Origin of the sequence: Microbacterium sp. MYb66, assembly GCF_002979435.1 — a bacterium.
Taxonomy (GTDB): Bacteria; Actinomycetota; Actinomycetes; order Actinomycetales; family Microbacteriaceae; genus Microbacterium.
Window position 1 is genome coordinate 87398 of the sequence record NZ_PCOV01000011.1, and the last position, 17137, is coordinate 104534.

At 69.1% G+C, this 17137-nt stretch carries 14 protein-coding genes; 6 read left to right on the forward strand and 8 right to left on the reverse strand.

Going from position 1 to position 17137, the window contains the following annotated elements:
• Positions 1-22: 22 nt before the first annotated feature.
• From CQ045_RS17005 to CQ045_RS17025, 5 genes are all read left to right on the forward strand, one after another.
• Complete coding sequence (locus CQ045_RS17005; RefSeq protein WP_105725877.1) at positions 23-1318, forward strand: L-fuconate dehydratase; 1296 nt, start codon at positions 23-25, stop codon at positions 1316-1318.
• Positions 1305-2273 (forward strand): aldo/keto reductase, encoded by a 969-nt coding sequence (locus tag CQ045_RS17010; protein WP_105725923.1) that lies wholly within the window; start codon positions 1305-1307, stop codon positions 2271-2273. Before CQ045_RS17005 ends, CQ045_RS17010 begins: the two co-directional genes overlap by 14 nt.
• Positions 2274-2409: 136 nt before the next feature.
• Positions 2410-6483: an Ig-like domain-containing protein gene (locus tag CQ045_RS17015; RefSeq protein ID WP_105725879.1), complete on the forward strand. Its 4074-nt coding sequence runs from the start codon at positions 2410-2412 to the stop codon at positions 6481-6483.
• The gene (locus CQ045_RS17020) at positions 6474-7079 is read left to right on the forward strand and encodes an SGNH/GDSL hydrolase family protein (RefSeq protein WP_105725881.1); all 606 of its coding nucleotides are present in this window, start codon (positions 6474-6476) and stop codon (positions 7077-7079) included. Before CQ045_RS17015 ends, CQ045_RS17020 begins: the two co-directional genes overlap by 10 nt.
• A gap of 19 nt (positions 7080-7098) precedes the next feature.
• Complete coding sequence (locus tag CQ045_RS17025) at positions 7099-7758, forward strand: GntR family transcriptional regulator (RefSeq protein WP_105725925.1); 660 nt, start codon at positions 7099-7101, stop codon at positions 7756-7758.
• Positions 7759-7874: 116 nt separating this feature from the next.
• Here CQ045_RS17025 and CQ045_RS17030 read toward each other — a convergent pair whose 3' ends face one another.
• From CQ045_RS17030 to CQ045_RS17065, 8 genes are all read right to left on the reverse strand, one after another.
• Positions 7875-8681: an amidohydrolase gene (locus tag CQ045_RS17030; protein ID WP_105725883.1), complete on the reverse strand. Its 807-nt coding sequence runs from the start codon at positions 8679-8681 to the stop codon at positions 7875-7877.
• A 1-nt stretch (position 8682) separates the two neighbouring features.
• Positions 8683-9627, reverse strand: coding sequence for an aldo/keto reductase (locus CQ045_RS17035; protein ID WP_105725885.1), 945 nt, complete (start codon positions 9625-9627; stop codon positions 8683-8685).
• Positions 9597-10379 (reverse strand): ribonuclease activity regulator RraA, encoded by a 783-nt coding sequence (locus tag CQ045_RS17040; protein ID WP_105725887.1) that lies wholly within the window; start codon positions 10377-10379, stop codon positions 9597-9599. The genes CQ045_RS17035 and CQ045_RS17040 overlap by 31 nt, the downstream gene beginning before the upstream one ends.
• On the reverse strand, positions 10376-12292 hold the full coding sequence (locus tag CQ045_RS17045) for a hypothetical protein (protein WP_105725889.1): 1917 nt from the start codon (positions 12290-12292) through the stop codon (positions 10376-10378). The genes CQ045_RS17040 and CQ045_RS17045 overlap by 4 nt, the downstream gene beginning before the upstream one ends.
• Positions 12289-13143, reverse strand: a complete 855-nt coding sequence (locus CQ045_RS17050; protein WP_105725891.1) for a carbohydrate ABC transporter permease — start codon at positions 13141-13143, stop codon at positions 12289-12291. Before CQ045_RS17050 ends, CQ045_RS17045 begins: the two co-directional genes overlap by 4 nt.
• The gene (locus CQ045_RS17055; protein ID WP_105725893.1) at positions 13143-14057 is read right to left on the reverse strand and encodes a carbohydrate ABC transporter permease; all 915 of its coding nucleotides are present in this window, start codon (positions 14055-14057) and stop codon (positions 13143-13145) included. Before CQ045_RS17055 ends, CQ045_RS17050 begins: the two co-directional genes overlap by 1 nt.
• Positions 14058-14208: 151 nt before the next feature.
• Positions 14209-15477 (reverse strand): ABC transporter substrate-binding protein, encoded by a 1269-nt coding sequence (locus CQ045_RS17060; RefSeq protein ID WP_105725895.1) that lies wholly within the window; start codon positions 15475-15477, stop codon positions 14209-14211.
• A 115-nt stretch (positions 15478-15592) separates the two neighbouring features.
• Positions 15593-16129 carry a CGNR zinc finger domain-containing protein gene (locus tag CQ045_RS17065; protein ID WP_105725897.1) on the reverse strand — a complete coding sequence of 179 codons (537 nt, stop codon included), beginning with the start codon at positions 16127-16129 and terminating at the stop codon, positions 15593-15595.
• 48 nt (positions 16130-16177) lie between these two features.
• Between CQ045_RS17065 and CQ045_RS17070 the strand changes: the two genes are divergently transcribed.
• Positions 16178-17137: DMT family transporter (locus CQ045_RS17070; protein ID WP_105725927.1), on the forward strand; the 960-nt coding region annotated here is incomplete at its 3' end.

Here is a 17137-nt window from a genome sequence, read left to right on the forward strand (position 1 = left end):
GCCGTGCATGGAGAGGAATCCCGTGAGCCGTATCGTCGCCCTCGACACCACCGACATCCGCTTCCCCACGTCTCTGAGCCTGGACGGTTCGGATGCGATGAACCCCGACCCCGACTACTCCGCCGCGTACGTGATCGTCCGCACGGATGCCGGGGACGGCGTCGAGGGGCACGCGTTCGTCTTCACGATCGGCCGCGGCAACGACGTGCAGGTCGCGGCGATCGACGCGCTCGCCGGGCACCTGGTCGGTCGCGAGCTCGAGCCGCTGCTCGACGACATGGGCGGAACGTTCCGGGAGATCATCGGCGACTCGCAGCTGCGCTGGCTGGGCCCCGAGAAGGGTGTCATGCACATGGCCATCGGCGCGGTCGTCAACGCGCTGTGGGACATCAAGGCCAAGCGCGCCGGCCTGCCGCTGTGGCAGCTGCTGGCCAGGATGACGCCGGAGGAGCTCGTCGACCTCGTCGACTTCCGCTACCTGACCAACGCCCTCACCCGGGAGGACGCCCTCGAGATCCTGCGCACGGCCGAGCCCGGCCGCGCCGAGAGGGAGCAGCAGCTTCTCGCCACCGGCTACCCCGGATACACCACGAGCCCGGGCTGGCTCGGCTACTCCGACGAGAAGCTCGAGCGCCTGGCCCGCGAGGCCATGGCCGACGGCTTCACCCAGATCAAGCTCAAGGTGGGCGCCGACCTCGACGACGACATCCGCCGCTTCCGCAAGGCGCGCGAGGTGTGCGGACCCGACTTCCCGATCGCGATCGACGCCAACCAGCGCTGGGAGGTGTCGGAGGCGATCGAATGGGTGAACGCGCTCGCCGAGTTCCACCCGGCCTGGATCGAGGAGCCCACGAGCCCCGACGACGTGCTGGGTCATGCCGAGATCGCCCGGGGTGTCGCGCCCATCCGCGTCGGCACCGGTGAGCACGCCCAGAACCGGGTCATCTTCAAGCAGCTGCTGCAGGCCGACGCCATCGGGGTCATGCAGATCGACGCCGTGCGCGTCGCGGGCGTGAACGAGAACATCGCGAATCTGCTGCTGGCCGCCAAGTTCGGCGTGCCGGTGTGCCCGCACGCGGGCGGAGTCGGCCTGTGCGAGGCCGTGCAGCACCTGTCGATGTTCGACTTCGTCGCGGTCACCGGCACTCGTGAGGGCCGCATGATCGAGTTCGTCGACCACCTGCACGAGCACTTCGTCGTGCCGACGGACATCCGCGGAGGCTCCTACATGGCGCCGACCGCGCCGGGCAGCGGCATGGAGATGAAGGCCGACAGCATCGCGACCTACACCTGGACGGGTGCTCATGTCCGCGCCTGACCGCCTCGCCGTCCCCGCGCTCGGCTACGGCGCCGCGAACGTCGGCAACCTGTTCCGGCCGCTCACCGACGACGAGGCCTGGGCCGTGCTGGATGCGGCGTGGGAGAGCGGCATCCGCTTCTACGACACGGCGCCGCACTACGGGCTCGGGCTGTCGGAGCGCAGGCTCGGGGCCTTCCTGCAGACCAAGCCGCGGGAGGAGTACGTGCTCTCGACCAAGGCCGGGCGGCTGCTGCGGCCGAATCCCGACCATGCCGGCGGCCTCGACACCGCGAACGACTTCCACGTTCCGGACGACCTGAAGCGCGTGTGGGACTTCTCGGAAGCGGGCATCCGCGCGAGCGTGGAGGAGTCCCGCGAGCGGCTCGGCATCGAGCGCATCGACCTGCTCTATCTGCACGACCCCGAGCGGCATGACCTCGACCTCGCGCTCGCGGAAGCCCTGCCCGCCATGGAGCAGCTGCGCGCCGACGGCGAGGTGACCGCGATCGGCATCGGCTCGATGGTGTCGGACGCCCTCGCCGCAGCCGTGCGCTCGGCCGATCTCGACCTGATCATGGTGGCCGGCCGCTACACGCTGCTCGAACAGCCGGCCGCGGCCGACGTGCTGCCCGCCTGCCGGGAGACCGGGACCGGGATCGTGGCGGCATCCGTCTTCAACTCCGGGCTGCTCGCATCGAGCGAGCCGCGTCGTGACGGGCGTTACGAGTACGGTCAGCTTCCGGACGAGCTGTGGAACCGGCTCGTGCGCATCGCCGCCGTGTGCGCCGATCATGGTGTGCCGCTGCCCGCCGCCGCGATCCAGTTCCCGCTGCAGGCCGCCGAGGTGCGGTCGGTGGTGGTGGGCGGGAGTCGACCGGCGCAGCTGCACCAGAACGCCGAGTGCGCGGCGCTCGAGATTCCGGCGGTGCTGTGGGAGGACCTGGCCGCGGAGGGGCTCATCCCGGCGTCCTGAAGCGGGTGCTCGTCGGCATGCCGAATAAAATCGATGCTTGATACTCGATTATCGATTGACTAGTCTCCTCAGGAGCCGCTCGATGCGGCATGATGCGCGGCGTCCTGTCGCGCAGCCCGAAGAGTTCGGAGACGCAATGAAGCGTGTGCTCGCAGCCCTCGCCCTCGCGGCGGTGTTCGGTTCCACCCTCGGCGGGCAGGTGCCCCCGGCCGCAGCGACAGTGAACGATGATGCTCTGTACATCGCCCCCGGAGGTGACGACTCGGCCTCCGGCGCCATCGGAGCGCCCTTGGCCAGCCTCGAGGGAGCGCGTGACCGCATCCGGCAGCTGAAAGACGGCGTCGGTCTGCCGGAGGGCGGCCTCACGGTATATCTGCGCGAGGGCGAGTACCTCCGCGACGCATCGTTCGAGATCGGCGAAGTCGACTCCGGGACGGCGGATGCGCCGATCACCTACCGCTCCTATCCGGGCGAGACCGCGACGCTCACCGGCGGCCGCGACCTGTCACGCGACGACTTCGCGCCGGTCGACGATGCGGCCGTCACCGACCGCATCGTCGACGCCGCGGCACGCGGACGTGTACTCGAGATCGATCTGCAGGCGCAGGGAATCACCGACTACGGCCAGCTCAGTCGACACGGCTACTGGAAGGCGAACGACGTCAGCACCACCCCTCCGATGGAGCTCTTCATCGACGGACAGGGCATGACTCTCGCCCGCTGGCCCAATGCCGACGCGGCCACACCCACGGTGCAGATGGGGGACATCATCGACGCCGGCCCCGATCGCGAGGACCCCGACCTGCAGGACCGTGGGGGCACGTTCACCTACGGCTACGACCGTCCGCAGTACTGGACGCAAGCCGAGGACGCCTGGCTCGACGGCATCTTCGGCTACAGCTGGGAATGGTCGTACAACAAGATCGAGAGCATCGACACCCAGGCGAAGACGATCACCCTCCGCTACGGCGAGATGTCCGGGATCATGAAGAGCTGGTTCCCTGACTTCCACTTCGCGCAGAACCTGCTCGAAGAGCTCGACGCCCCGGGCGAGTATTACGTCGATCGCGACGCCGGGAAGCTGTACGTGATCCCGAACGCCGCCTTCTCGAGCGGACGCGGCGACGTGACCGTCACGACCCTCGACGAGCCCATGCTGCGCGCAGATGGCGCCTCGTACGTGAACTTCGACGATCTCGTCCTCGAATACGGGCGCGCCACTGCCGCCGTCATCCTCGGCGGATCCCACGTGAACATCTCGCACAGCGACATCCGCAACTTCACGGACGGCGGTGTGCTGATCAATTCGCCCGGCCGGTACACGTACGACGGCATCCCCGTGAACCGCGGCGGCCGCGACCACGCCGTCACCGACACCCGACTCGCGCACGTGGGTGGCGTCGGCGTCGTGCTTCAGGGTGGTGACAAGACGACGCTCGAGCCGGGCCGCAACCGCGTGGAGAACTCCGAGATCGCCGACTTCGCTTACTACCACAAGGCCTACAACCCCGGCGTGATGTTCGACGGCGTCGGCAACGTGGCGAAGGACAACGAGATCCATGACGCCCCGCACCCCGGCATCATCGTGCACGGCAACGACCACCTGTTCGAGCGCAACGAGGTGTACGACGTCTGCAAGCAGTTCCACGACCTCGGTGCCGTCTACATGAACTCCGGCAAGACCCCTCAGCAGCGCGGCCACGTCTTCCGGGAGAACTACTTCCACGACATCGGCGTCGGCATGGCGGGTGTCGAGGGCATCTACGCCGACAACTTCACCTGGGATCTGCTCATCGAGAAGAACGTGTTCGTGAACATGGGCAACGGCGCCATCAAGAGCGGATCCGCCGACTACATCGAGGCGCGCAACAACGTCTTCGTCGACGCCCACGTCCCCTATGACAACTACGAGCAGTGGATGGGGGAGCAGGAGGGCAACGTCGTCGACAGCGAGTACATGCCCGCGTGGCAGCAGGTGTTCGAGGACAACGACGACTTCGCGGGGACGCCGTACCTCGAGAAGTACCCCGAGCTCGCGCACTTCTTCGAGGACGATCACCACTTCCCGAATCACAGCACGTTCGCGCAGAACGTGGTCTGGAATCCGAACCGCGCTCCGATCGCCGGCCTCAACGAGCACGGTGCGAAGGACGGAAAGAACCTGCTGAACTACGAGGACAACTGGGTGGCGGATGTCGATCCCGGCTTCGTGGACGCGGCGAGCGGCGACTACACGCTGAAGGCCGATGCTGCGGTGTTCGACCAGGTCGCGGGCTTCGAGTCCATCGCGTTCGGCGAGATCGGGGTGGACGGGGAGATCGGCCAGTCGCAGCAGCCGCGCACCGTGCCTCTGGAGGCGATCGCCTTCGACAGCGATTCCGTCACGATCGACGCGGGCGACGAGGTGCGCCTGCGCGCCGTGCCGCTCCCGTGGAACGCCGACGGCGCCGCCGTGACCTACGCCTCGGACGACACCGCCGTGGCCACCGTGACCGAGGCGGGGGTGGTGCTCGGCATGGCGCCGGGGACGACCACGATCACCGCCACGGCGAAGGCCGACGCCGCGAAGACCGCCACGATCGAGGTGGTCGTGGAGGAAGGCGACGGGGTGCTGCACTTCACCGACTTCGAGTCCGGGGCGAACGGCTGGCCGACGGATCCGAACCGCAGCATCCAGGCCGATGCCTCCGGCGACAAGGTCTACCGGATCGTCAAGGGCGCCAACAGCCTCCTGCCACGTGACTTCACCGAGTTCATCCTCGACTTCGACGTGACCGCGCCCGCTACCACCCCGGCTGACGCAGGACTCGTCATCTACGACCGCAACGGCAAGGGCGGCGGGTACATCCGCTTCCGTCAGGCCGCGGCCGGTCCGACCTGGACGATCTTCGACGACGCGTGGAATGTCGTCGCGGAGCAGGTCGTCCCTGCCGAGCAGGGGCTCACCCCGGGTGCCGTCTCGCACGTGCGCATCGCCGTGCAGGACGGCCGGATCCGCATCGCGGTGAACGGAGCGGAGGCGCTCGAGGGAGCGGACCCCGGGCCGGGGGCAGCCGGACGCATGGGCTTCTACGTGGAGAACTACCCGTCGCTCGACTTCGATGACATCGGGTTCTCGCTCTCGGGTGTGCCGGTGACGGATGTGGACATCGACGGCGACGCCGTGTCCTTGAACGTGGGTGAGCGTCGGGGGCTGTCCGCGACCGTGACCCCGCAGGACGCGAGCGACGCCCGGGTCTCCTGGACCAGCGACACTCCGGGTGTGGCGGTCGTGGCCGAAGGCCGCATCACCGGCGTCGGGGCGGGCACCGCCACGGTCACCGCCACCTCGATCGCCGACCCGAGCCTCAGCGATACCGTGACCGTCACCGTCACGGATGCGGAGTACCCGGTCGCGCGCCTCGACGCGCAACTGAAGGACGTGGCGAACTGGAGCCGAACCGACGTGATCGTCGTCGACGACAGCGGCGTCCGCATCAGCGGGGAGGGCGTGCACGGATACGGGGGAGAGCGCTTCGGGGACGCGCTCCTGCAATTCGATGCCGACTTCGGGGCCTTCGACGGTGGCTGGTACGGCTTCCAGGCGCGGTCCGCGCAGACGGGCGTTCCCGCATGGCAGAACTCCAACACCGGCTACCTGGTCGTGATCAAGGAAGACGTCATCGAGTTCCAGAGTTGGAGCCCGGGGCAGACCATGCTCGACACCATCCCCAATACGGTGATCGCCCCGAACAGCACACACCGGATCGCGTTCGGTGCGGTCGCGGAGGACAGCGGCACGCGCGTCGTGCTCCGCGTCGACGGGGTGACCGTGTGGAGCGTGCTCGACGCCAGACCGAACCTGCCCATCGGCGCAGACGGGTTCCTCAACGTCTACCACTACGGGAGGACGAACACTCTCGCGGTGCGCCCGACCCCCGCGCCCGCCAGTGTGACCGGCATCTGCTGGGCACCGGAGGCCGACCCGAAGACACGGTACGTGCGCGGCGAAGAACTCGACGTGACGGGCATGATCCTCGGGGTGCGATGGAGCGACGGCAGCGCGACGACGCAGCAGGTGACGGTCGATATGGTGAGCGGGTTCGACAGCAGCAAGGTGCATCCGCACCAGACGCTGACCGTCACCCACGCGGGCGCGACGGTCGAACTGCAGATCTCGGTGAAGCCGAAGATCAAGGACGATGAGGAGGAGGTACCCCGATGCGCGTGACCTTCATCGGCGACTCCATCACGGACGCGGGCCGTGACCGTGCCGACCCCGGCTCGTTCGGAGACGGATACGTGTCGCTTCTCGCGCCGGATCTGATCGCCGCGGGGGCGAGCGTGCGCAACCTCGGCATCGCCGGAGACCGCGCACGCGACCTCGCCGCCCGGTGGGAGTCCGAGCTGTTGCCGACCGCGCCCGACGTCCTCACCGTGTACGTGGGGGTGAACGACATGTGGCGCCGGTTCGACAGCGACGACCCGACGACCGCGGACGAGTTCGCGGCCACTCTCGGACCGCTGCTCGAACGTGCCGTCGCGGCGCACGCGCCACGGCTGATCCTCATGGAACCGTACTTCCTTCCCACGAACGACGAGCAGCGCTCCTGGCTCGATGACCTCGACGGCAAGCGGAAGGTGGTGCGTTCGCTGGCGGTCGCCCACGGAGCCGCGCTCGTGCCGCTGCATGAGGTGTTCACGGCCGCTGCGGCGGAGCATCCGGTCGCCGCCCTCACGCCGGACGGGGTGCATCCGACGCCCCGGGGGTCCCGCCTCATCGCGGATGCCTGGCGTACCGCCGCGTTCATTAGCGATAGTCGATAATGGACGTAGACTGATGCTCATGACGGATGCTCTGGGTACGACCGGTCTGCAGCGGGGACTGCTGTCGGATCAGATCTACGCGATGATCAAGGCGATGATCAAGGAGTCGACGCTGGCTCCCGGCGAGCAGCTGGTCGAGTCGCAGCTCGCTCGTCAGCTCCAGGTCAGTCAGGCCCCGGTGCGCGACGCCCTCAAGCGACTGGCGCACGAAGGCCTCGTCTCGCACGTGCGACATCAGGGCAACTTCGTCGCGAGCTACTCAGCCGAGGAGGCGGAGCACGCGAAGATGGCGCGCGTCGAGCTCGAAGGCCTGGCAGGACGCCTGGCCTGCGGTTCGCTCGACGCGGACCGCCGCTCGGAGCTCGCCTCGTTGATCGCGCAGATGCACGAGGCGGCGGCCGCGGCCGACCTCGCCCGGTTCCGTGAGCTGGACTTCGCGTTCCACCGCGCCGTGATCGAGGCCAGCGGCAATGCCTACCTGCCCCGGATGTGGGATCTGCTCGAGCCCAGCCTGCGGGTCATGCACGTGCTCGGCGACCCCACGTTCACCGGGGACTGGCACGAGGTGGCTGACTGGCACAAGAGCCTTCTCGATCTGTTGGACGCCGGTGATCCGGAAGCCGCCTCGGCGTTGTTCCGCCGTCATGCCGCCGGCACCCTCCTCGACGACCCCGCCTGACGCAGAAGGTCTCCCCGCCGGCCCCTGGCCGAGCAGAGCGAGACGAAGAGTCCCTCCCGGCCTGCGGGCGGCATGATTCCGTCGGGCATCGGCGCGGATCGAGGAGGCCTTCCGGCTCAGGGGGCGCCAGGCATCAGGCGCTCGGCCGTGCCTGACCAGAAGGCGCGGGCATCGGCATCCGACAGCGCGGGCAGCGCGGCCCGGGTCGCTTCGAGCACGCCGGCGTAGGTCGTGGTCCTCGTCGACATCGGCCAATCGCTGCCGTATGCGAGCCGTTCCGCGCCGAAGACGTCGAACGCCAGCCGCAGCAGCCCCCGCGATTCCTCCGCGCCGCGCGCGGTCAGGTCGAGTCCGGACACCTTGGCCGTCACTCCCGGCGCTGATGCGGCCTCTGCCACGCCCTCGCGCCACCCGGCGTCAGCCGCTCGTGCACCGAGGCCGAGGTGGCAGATGACGATCGCGGTGCCCGGGTGTCGACGCGACAGTGCGGCGGCGGCCGGCAACTGCTCCGGGCGGATCAGCAGCTCGAGGGTTCGCGCCGTCGCGCCCAATTGCTCGGCGAGCGCGTCGAGACCGGCGACGTCGGACAGGTCGGCGGCGAACTGGGGCACGGCCGCACGCATCCCGACCACGCTGGGAGAGGTTGCCGCGGACGCCGCGGCTGCCGCGCCCCGTTCCGGGGAGTACTGCAGCACGACGCGGCGCACCCGTGGCTCGCGGCATGCGATCGCCGTGAGCCACCGGGCCTCGGCGATCGTGTCCGCGGCCTGCACGACGATGGCCGAACGGACTCCCGCCGCATCGAGCTCGCGTCCCAGATCCGTGGCGGCTGCGTGTCGGGGGAGACCGAGGTCGTCGCGGAACCAGGGGATCGGCACGGCATCGACGTTCCAGACGTGGACGTGCGCATCGACGATCCGCACGTCAGTCGGCCTGGGCGTCGAGCGTCGCCCACAGCGCCTCGGGCAACGCGGCGTCCAGCCCGTCGACGAACGCGTCGACCTCGGCCGGAGTGCGCGCTCCCACGACGACCGCGTCGGCCCCCTGCCTCAGTGGGAACTGCACAGCGGCGTCGGCGAGGCGGACACCGTGCGCCCCGCAGGCGGCCTGCAGGCGCAGCGCCCGCTCGCGCAGCTCGTCCGGTGCCGGCTTGTATTCGAAGAAGGGGGAGCCGATCGGGTCGACGAGGATGCCGGAGTTGAACACGGCGGCCGCGAGCACCCCGATTCCCCTCGCGGCGGCGATGGGAATCAGGCGGTCCGAGGCCGATCGATCCAGCAGGGTCAGGCGCCCCGCTTCCATCACCACGTCGAGCGGTGCTTCGGCAGCGTAGCGCTCGAGCGGGTCGAGCCGGCCGAGTCCTACGCTGATCGCCCTCACCACCCCCTGCGCGCGCAGTTCCACGAGCGCGGGAAGGGCGCCGGAGAAAGCCCCGGCCACGTCGAGCGGATCGTGCAGGTGCAGCACGTCCACGCGATCGACGCCGAGCCTGGAGAGGCTTCCCTCGAGGCTGCGCAGCACACCGTCCCTGCTGAGATCGGCGACGGAGTCGTGCCCGCGGCCGCCACCGCGGACCGGCATCCCCTCGGCATCCACGAGGATTCGGCCGACCTTCGTCGCGAGGACATAGTCGTCACGGGGAACACCCTGCAGGGCGATGCCCAGCTTTCGTTCGCTTTCGCCCGAGCCGTACAGCGGTGCCGTGTCGAAGAACCGCACCTCACGGGCGAGCGCCGCATGCACGGTGGCGACGGCATCATCATCGGTGACGGGCGAGAACAGGTTGCCGATCGGCGCGCATCCGAGGCCGGCGTCGTCGCGGGCGGCGACGCCGGTGTTCAGCGGACGGAGTTCTGGACGGAACGCCATGCCTCGTACTCCTCGCGGCTGTCGGGGGTGAGGGGGTAATAGTCGCTCAGCCGTGCACCCTCGTCGAGACGACGGCGGCTGAAGACCTCCCACTCCTCATGATCGCGCGCGGAGTCCACGACTTTCGGTGCCATTCCCTGCGGCACGACGACCGGACCGTCGTCGTCGGCCACGACGAGGTCGCCGGGCATGCACAGGGCGCCGCCGACGGCCACTGGCACGTCGTACGCCCAGGGCACGAGCTCCGACTGCGACGCGTAGTGAGGAGTGGTCCCGGTGGACCACACCGGGATGCCGAGCTCGCGGATGCGGCCGGCGTCGCGGATGCGGCCGTCGACGACGATGCCCGCGCCGCCCTTGCGTGCGAAGTATCGGGCGAGGATGTCGCCGACGCATCCGGAGAACCGGCTCCCGTAGGCCTGGATCACGAGTACATCGCCCGGTTGCACGGCTTCGAGCACGTGCCACAGTGCAGTGTGGCGTTCGGCGTACTCCTGGTCGGCGCCCGAGGCCATGTCCTCGCGCTGCGGCATGAACTGCAGCGTGAGAGCCGAGCCGACGACGCGCTGGCCGAGGCTCAGCGGTTCGGGACCGTCGATGTAGCTGCGGCGGATACCGAGTCCGTGCAGCGTGGCGCAGGCGGTGGCGGACGAGATCATGTCGAAGGAATCGAGTACGTCGCGGGCGGGGCGCTCGTAAGCCGCTCCTCGCACCGGGAGGGCGAAGTCGGGTCGGATCAGGTCGGTGCTCATGCGGCTCCTCCGGGGAAGTGATGGCGCGGCGAGCCGGTCGCACGCGCGATGGTCAGGTCGAGTTCGGCGACGTGCGCCGGGGGAAGCAAGACCACGAGCTCGTCGTCGCAGTCGAAGGAGCGGGTGATGCGAGGGCGCTCCGGCGCGGCGTAGGTGCCGGAGGGGCCCGGCCAGCCGCCGGGCTCCTCTGCAGTCGCATCGACGCGCACGATCCTGTCGAGGCCGAAGCGTCCGCCGCGCAGGCGCACGGTGCGGGTGTGCACGGACGAGGTGTTGACGAGCTGCACGCCGATGCCGGCCGCGTCGAGGCGGTGCACGAGCGCGGCGACGTCGTCCGGGAGACCGGGGCGGCCGCGGTCGACGTCCTCGTACCGCAGGGCGGTGAATCCGAGGCCGCCGTTGTACAGCACCTGCGGGGCGCCGGCGACGAGCTGGGTCAGCACCTCGGTCACGACGGGGTTCACGCGCTGCCAGAAGTGCAGATGCGCGGCGTCGGGGTCGCGATCGTCGGCGAGCATCATCGCGGTGCGACGCGCAACCTGCCCGAGCGCCATCTCGAGCGCCCGCACCGGGTACTCCGGCAGGGAGCCGCGAAGGTAGGCGTACCATCCGGCTTCGTGGCCGGCCTCCTCCTTGTCGCGGAACGGCGCCACCGGGTCGGCGGTCGGCGGGATCCCGGCGATCGCCCGCTCCAGCCGTTCGCGGTCGGCGGTCGCGCGCGACCACCACCACAGCCACAGGGGCAGATCGAGCTGCAGTGGACCGTAGTCGAACCATCCGTCGGCGCCGTGCCGATAGGGGACGAGCAGCCCGGGCCGGCCTGAGGCGTCCCCGAACCGCGCCATCCAGCCGCCGCGCAGGCTGTACGTCGAGTCGGCGACCGTGCCGGTCCTGCCCTCCGCCAGCACGGTGTCGAGCATGGTGCGCACGACGTCGAGGGCGGCGTCGTCCTTCGTCACGAGCGCCGCGTTGAGCGCGCCGATGAGGGCGCTCATCCCGACGGAATGCAGACCGTGCGGCCACGCCCAGCCATAGTGCCCACCCCACCAGCGCCCGTCGTGGAGGGACCCGACGGCGCCGTCGGGTCCGACGTTGTCGGGGAGCAGCCCGTCGGCGGCGCGCTCGCGCCAGCCGTGGACGTAGCGCTCTATCCAGGCGGCGGATGCGGGATCGCCGTCGTAGAGCCAGTGGTTCGCGGCGAGCGAGGTGGCGGCGAGATTCACGGCGATGTCTCCCGCGGCGCGGTGTTGCATCTCCTCGGCCATCCGCAGGGCGTTGTCCTCGTCGGCGAGGTCGTCCCAGGTGCGGATGCCGTCGAGTCCGTGCAGCGGCAGTCCGTAGGGGCGCATCTCGGCGCGATCGGCCGAGTACGGCACGATGTGGTCGTCGAGTCCGGTGCGGGCACCGAGAGCGCCGTTATGGGGGGCGCGGATGATGTTGTGCTCCGGGTCGTAGTTGCCCTTCGCCGGCTCGGTGAACAGCACGGCGAAGCGGGCGGCCCGGTCGGCGAAGGCGGTGTCCGCGGGGTCGGCGGCGCAGATCCCGGCGAGCAGCAGCAACGACTCTCCCTGATGGAACCAGTCGTAGCCGTTGTCGTATTCGTCGGTGAGCATGTCCGCCTCGGCGAGCTGCACGGTCACACCTTCCCAGTGCCGCTTCGCGTCGGCGAGGACCTCATCGGGGCCGCCGAGCGCGTAGAAGGCCGGCCAGTTGAAGAACGGCTCGTAGAGGTCGTCGACGCCGTCGCGGTCGATGAACTCCGCCACACCGCGCAGGCGCCCGTCGGAGAGGGTGTAGCGGTCGCGGAAGAGGAGGCGGGCCTCCTCGATCTCGGCGAACAGCCGACGCTGCAGCACGGCCCAGGCGGGGATCGTCCGCAGCGGGCTGGTGATCGGGTGCTCGGGCACGGTCATCCTTTCGTCGCGCCGGCCACGAGGCCGCCGATGATGTGGCGCTGCATGACGATGAAGAACACCATCGCCGGCAGCACGGCGAGCAGGAGCGTCGGGAACACCTGCGTGTAGTCCGTGGAGAACTGCCCGACCGCGGCGTAGACGCCCGTGGTCACGGTGTAGATGCCCGAGCTGGGCCCGAGGATGATCTGCGGACTCACGAAGTCGTTCCACACGCCGATGGAGTTGAGCACGACCACGGTCGCGACGACGGGCTTCATGATCGGGAAGATGCAGGCCCAGAACGCGCGGATCGGACCGGCGCCGTCGAGTGAGGCGGCCTCGTCGATGTCGCGGGGCACGCTGCGCAGATACGCCGTGAACAGGAAGATCGTCACCGGGAGCGTGGCCGCCGTCTCGAAGAGGATGAACCCGGGGATGGTATTGATCAGCCCCAGCACACGCAGGACGAACACGACGGGGATGAGCGTCACCTGGCCGGGGATGAACAGCCCCGACACGAACAGCAGCAGCAGCCCGAGGTGCCACTTCGAGCGTCCGCGGGCGATCACGTAGGCCACGGGTGCCGCGAGGGCGATGCAGCACAGATTGACGAGCACGACGAACAGCAGAGTGATGCCGTACGCGGCGATGACGTTGAACTTGCTGCTGGTGATCGCCGCCCACAGGTGGTCGAGCGTGAACATCTGCGGAGTGATGAGCAGCGGGTTCTCGATGATGTCCGCCTGCGGCTTGAAGGCGTTGATGAACATCGTGTACATCGGGATCAGCATGGTGACCGCGACGACGGAGAGGACGATCCAGCGGATCGCGCGGACGATCAGGGCAGGGCGGTTGCGGGTCTGGTTCATCAGTCGGTCGCCTTCTGCTCGGAGCGGCGCCGCAGCAGGGTGACGGCGAGGCCGACGACCGCGGTGACGATCAGGAGAATCATGGATTGCGCCGCACCGAAGCCGAGGGCCGAGTTCGCGAACGAGTCCTTGAGGATCTGGTAGACGATCGTCTGAGTCGATCCGGCAGGCCCGCCGTCGGTGAGGGAGAGCACCACGTCGTACGCCTTGAGCAGCCCGACGAGCGTGAGCACGAGGTTCACTGTGAACACGGGTGCGATGAGGGGCAGTGTGATGGAGCGGAACTGCTGCCAGCGCGAGGCGCCGTCGACGGTGGCCGCCTCGTAGTACTCGGCGGGAACCGACTTGATGCCGGCGAGGAAGAGGATCATGTTGAAGCCGAAGTGCGACCACACGATCGTGAAGATCACGCTCGCCTTCGCGAAGGTCGGGTCGGTGAGGAATGGCATGGCCGGAAGGCCGAGCGTGCTGAGCAGGCCGTTCACGGCCCCGGTGGGCGAGAGCATCGCCGACCACAGGAAGCCGATGATCAGCGCGCTGATCACGTAGGGGTAGAAGAAGATCGTGCGAAGGATGGTGTTCGATCGTCCCGGCCCTGAGATGAGAGCGGCGATCGCCAGACCGATCGCGTTGCAGAGGATCGTGCCGACCACGGCGATGACGCCGGTGAAGATCGCGGCCTGGATGGAACGGGGGCTGCGGAACGCCTTGACGTAGTTCTCCCAGCCGACGAACGTGAAGTTCAGGCTGTACCCGTTCCAGTCTGTGAAGCTGAGCACAGCCGCGAGGATCATCGGGACGACGAACATGGCCAGGAAGACCGCCACGGCCGGTCCTCCCATGAGGATGCCGGGGAGGCGATGCCGCCACTGCTGCAGCGCGCCGCGCCGGCGGGGGGCGGGGGTCGAACTCATCGGCTTCGATGCTCCTGTCGTGAGGGAGGGCGCTGTCGGAGGCAGGGGTGTGGTGGTGGGTGTGAAGGTCATGGCGGGCGGCTCATGCGGCGGCGTTCTCGAGAGGCGCCCGGGACGGCGCGGAGGTGCTCGTCCCGGACGCCTCCGAGGGTCAGCCGGCGTTCGCGGCGAACCAGTCGTCCATGGCGCGGAGCACCTGGTCGGCGGGTGCTCCGCCGAGAAGGGCTTGGGTCTGGGTGTTGATCTCACCGGCATAGCCGTCCGGCAGGGTGCGCTCGCCGTAGCCGCCGCCGGTGGGTGTGTAGGCCTCGGCGGGGGTGTCGGCGACGATCTGCAGCAGCTCCTCGCCGAGCGGCGTCATCTCGTACTCGTAGCCGTCGCGGAAGTTGCCGTCGACAGCGAGCTGGTCGCTGACGGCGGTCTGGTCGGTCACCAGGAACTCGACCAGCTTCGCGGCGGCCTCCTGGTTCTTGCTCGCCTTGAGGATCGAGTACGGGCTGGCGATGTTGGCACCCATCGCGGGCTGCTCGTCCGCGTCGGAGGCGGGGGCGCGGAAGACGCCGATGTCAGCCGACTCGGGGGCCTTCGCCTGCGTTCCGGCGAACCAGCTGCCCATCGAGTACACCGCGGTCTTACCGGAGAGGAACGCCTGTTCCGCGTCGGGGTATTTGATGCCGAGTGCGTCGGTGGGGACGTATCCCTCCGCGACCCAGTCGGCATAGGTCTCGACCGCGTCGCCGTAGGTTTCGCTGAAGGTGACCTCGCCCGACGAGATGTGCTGGAACCACTCCGGGTCCTCGCTGATAATGCTCGGCAGTCCGATGGCCTGCAGGGTGTGGCTCGTCATCCAGTCCCCGCCGGTCTGGATCGGCGTCCAGCCGGCGTCCTGGAGCTTGCCGAGGGCTTCGGTGAGTTCGTCCACGGTCTTGGGGACCTCGGTGATGCCGGCTTCCTCGAATGCCGTCTTGTTGTAGAAGAAGAGGCTCTGCAGCTGCACACCGATGCCGGCCATGTAGTTCTTGCCGTCGATGGAGTACTGATCGGCGAGCGGGCCGGACGCGGCCCAGTCGTAGGAGGAGAGGTCGAGGAGTTCGGACGCGAGCTTGGTCGTCGGCGCGATCGACTGCACGATGTCGGGGGCATCGCCGGCGGCGAGCAGGCGCGGCACGGCGGCTTCGACTCCCTCGGCGCCGGGATTCTGGATGACGACGTCGATCTCCGGGTTCGCCTCTTCGAAGGGTACGACCAGGTCGTTCCAGAACTCCTCGGTGAGATTCGGGGTGACGTTCACGAGAACCCGGAGCGTTATGTCACCGGAGGAGGCGTCGCCGTCGCCCGCCGAAGCAGTGGAGCAGCCGGCGAGGGCGAGCGCGGAGACCGCGGCGATGCCGACGAGAGGGACAACACGGGCCTTGATCATCGTTGATCCTTTCCTGAAGCACGGGGAGGAGGGCCATTGGGGACATTACACTAATCGATAATCGTTTGTGAAGTCCGAACAGTGATCCTCGTGAGGATCCTCGTGGGGCGTCGGGTCAGCTCTCGGCGCGACGCGCGCGGTATGCGGCGACGGCGTTGCGGTTCGCGCAGGTGGTCGAGCAGTAGCGCTTGGAGCGATTGCGGGAGAGGTCGAGAGCGAGTGCCAGGCACGTGTCGTCTTCGCAGACCGAGAGGCGGGAGCCCTCGTCGGCGCGGATCACGTCGATGAGGGCCATCGCGGTCTCGATGAGGATCCGCTCCGAGAGGGGCCGCTCGTCGGCGAGCGCATGCAGGTGCCAATCGGTGTCGTCGTGCCGGACCAGGCGCGGCGTGAGTCGTGCGTCGGCGAGGGCGTCGTTCACGTGCTCGACCATCGCGTCGCGCGGTGCGAGGAGCATCGCGCGCAGCCGCGGACGCAGGTCCCGGAGGGCGGCGAGCTCGGCGGCGTCGCGGTCGATCCGTCCGGTGTACGGGAATGCCTGCAGGAAGGCCTCCTCGTCCGCCCGGTCGACCAGCGTGTCCGGGTCCTCCGCGGTGTTCGTGAGCCAGACGGCAGCGCGGAGGGCATCCTCGGTGTCATCGGTGAAGATCATGTTGACACCTTACATCCGCGCGGAGTAGCGTCATCGACCATGGGCAAGATGGGCGATGACACCGCCGTGGCAAGGGTGCGCGGAGTACGCCTCGGTCTGCCCCTGGCCATCGCCGCCGCCTTCGCCTTCGGCATGTCCGGCGCCTGGGCGCGCGGGCTGATCGACGCCGGGTGGACGCCCGGCGCCGCCGTCACGGCTCGCATCTGGGTCGCCGCGCTCGTGCTCCTCATCCCCACGCTCCTGTCGCTGCGGGGCCGCTGGGGGCTCCTCCGACGCAATGCGGGCATGATCGTCGCCTACGGCCTGCTCGCGGTCACGGCGACCCAGTTGTTCTACTTCCAGGCCGTCGCGGTCATGGACGTCGGTCTCGCGCTCCTCATCGAGTACACGGCGCCGGTCGCGGTGCTGCTGTGGCTGTGGGTGCGGCGGGGTGAACGGCCGAGCCGCCGGAGCATCCTCGGTGCGGCCATCGCGTTCGTCGGCCTGGTGCTCATGCTCGACATCCTGACCGGTGCGGCCGTGAACATCGCCGGCATCCTGTGGGCTCTCGGGGCCATGGTCGGTGCGGCGACCTACTTCGTGCTCTCGGCGAAGGCCGACACGGGACTTCCGCCGATCGCGCTCGCCGGCAGTGGTCTGCTGCTCGGCGCGATCGGGCTCACGGTCGCCGGCGCGGTCGGCGTGCTGCCGATCTCCTGGACGACCGACGACATCGCGTACCGGTTCGGAACTGTGCCGTGGTTCGTCCCGGTCCTGGCAATGGGGGTCCTCGCCACGGCCCTCGCCTATCTGCTCGGCATCGCCTCGACGCGGATGCTGGGGTCGCGACTCGCGTCGTTCGTCGCGCTGGCCGAGGTCGTCGCCGCGCTCCTGTTCGGCTGGCTGCTGCTCGGCCAGCTGCCCGATCTGCTGCAGGCCCTCGGCGGGGTGCTCGTGCTGGCGGGGGTCGTCGTGGTCAAACTCGGAGAACCCGCGGTCCCGGAGTTCGTCGAGCCCGTCCCCGCCACC

Bases quoted from the DNA above. Each gene is read 5' to 3' on its own strand.
- CQ045_RS17010 (WP_105725923.1), top strand. From the start codon at position 1,305: ATGTCCGCGCCTGACCGCCTCGCCGTCCCCGCGCTCGGCTACGGCGCC.
- CQ045_RS17015 (WP_105725879.1), top strand. From the start codon at position 2,410: ATGAAGCGTGTGCTCGCAGCCCTCGCCCTCGCGGCGGTGTTCGGTTCC.
- CQ045_RS17020 (WP_105725881.1), top strand. From the start codon at position 6,474: ATGCGCGTGACCTTCATCGGCGACTCCATCACGGACGCGGGCCGTGAC.
- CQ045_RS17025 (WP_105725925.1), top strand. From the start codon at position 7,099: ATGACGGATGCTCTGGGTACGACCGGTCTGCAGCGGGGACTGCTGTCG.
- CQ045_RS17035 (WP_105725885.1), bottom strand. From the start codon at position 9,627: ATGGCGTTCCGTCCAGAACTCCGTCCGCTGAACACCGGCGTCGCCGCC.
- CQ045_RS17040 (WP_105725887.1), bottom strand. From the start codon at position 10,379: ATGAGCACCGACCTGATCCGACCCGACTTCGCCCTCCCGGTGCGAGGA.
- CQ045_RS17045 (WP_105725889.1), bottom strand. From the start codon at position 12,292: ATGACCGTGCCCGAGCACCCGATCACCAGCCCGCTGCGGACGATCCCC.
- CQ045_RS17050 (WP_105725891.1), bottom strand. From the start codon at position 13,143: ATGAACCAGACCCGCAACCGCCCTGCCCTGATCGTCCGCGCGATCCGC.
- CQ045_RS17055 (WP_105725893.1), bottom strand. From the start codon at position 14,057: ATGAGTTCGACCCCCGCCCCCCGCCGGCGCGGCGCGCTGCAGCAGTGG.
- CQ045_RS17060 (WP_105725895.1), bottom strand. From the start codon at position 15,477: ATGATCAAGGCCCGTGTTGTCCCTCTCGTCGGCATCGCCGCGGTCTCC.
- CQ045_RS17065 (WP_105725897.1), bottom strand. From the start codon at position 16,129: ATGATCTTCACCGATGACACCGAGGATGCCCTCCGCGCTGCCGTCTGG.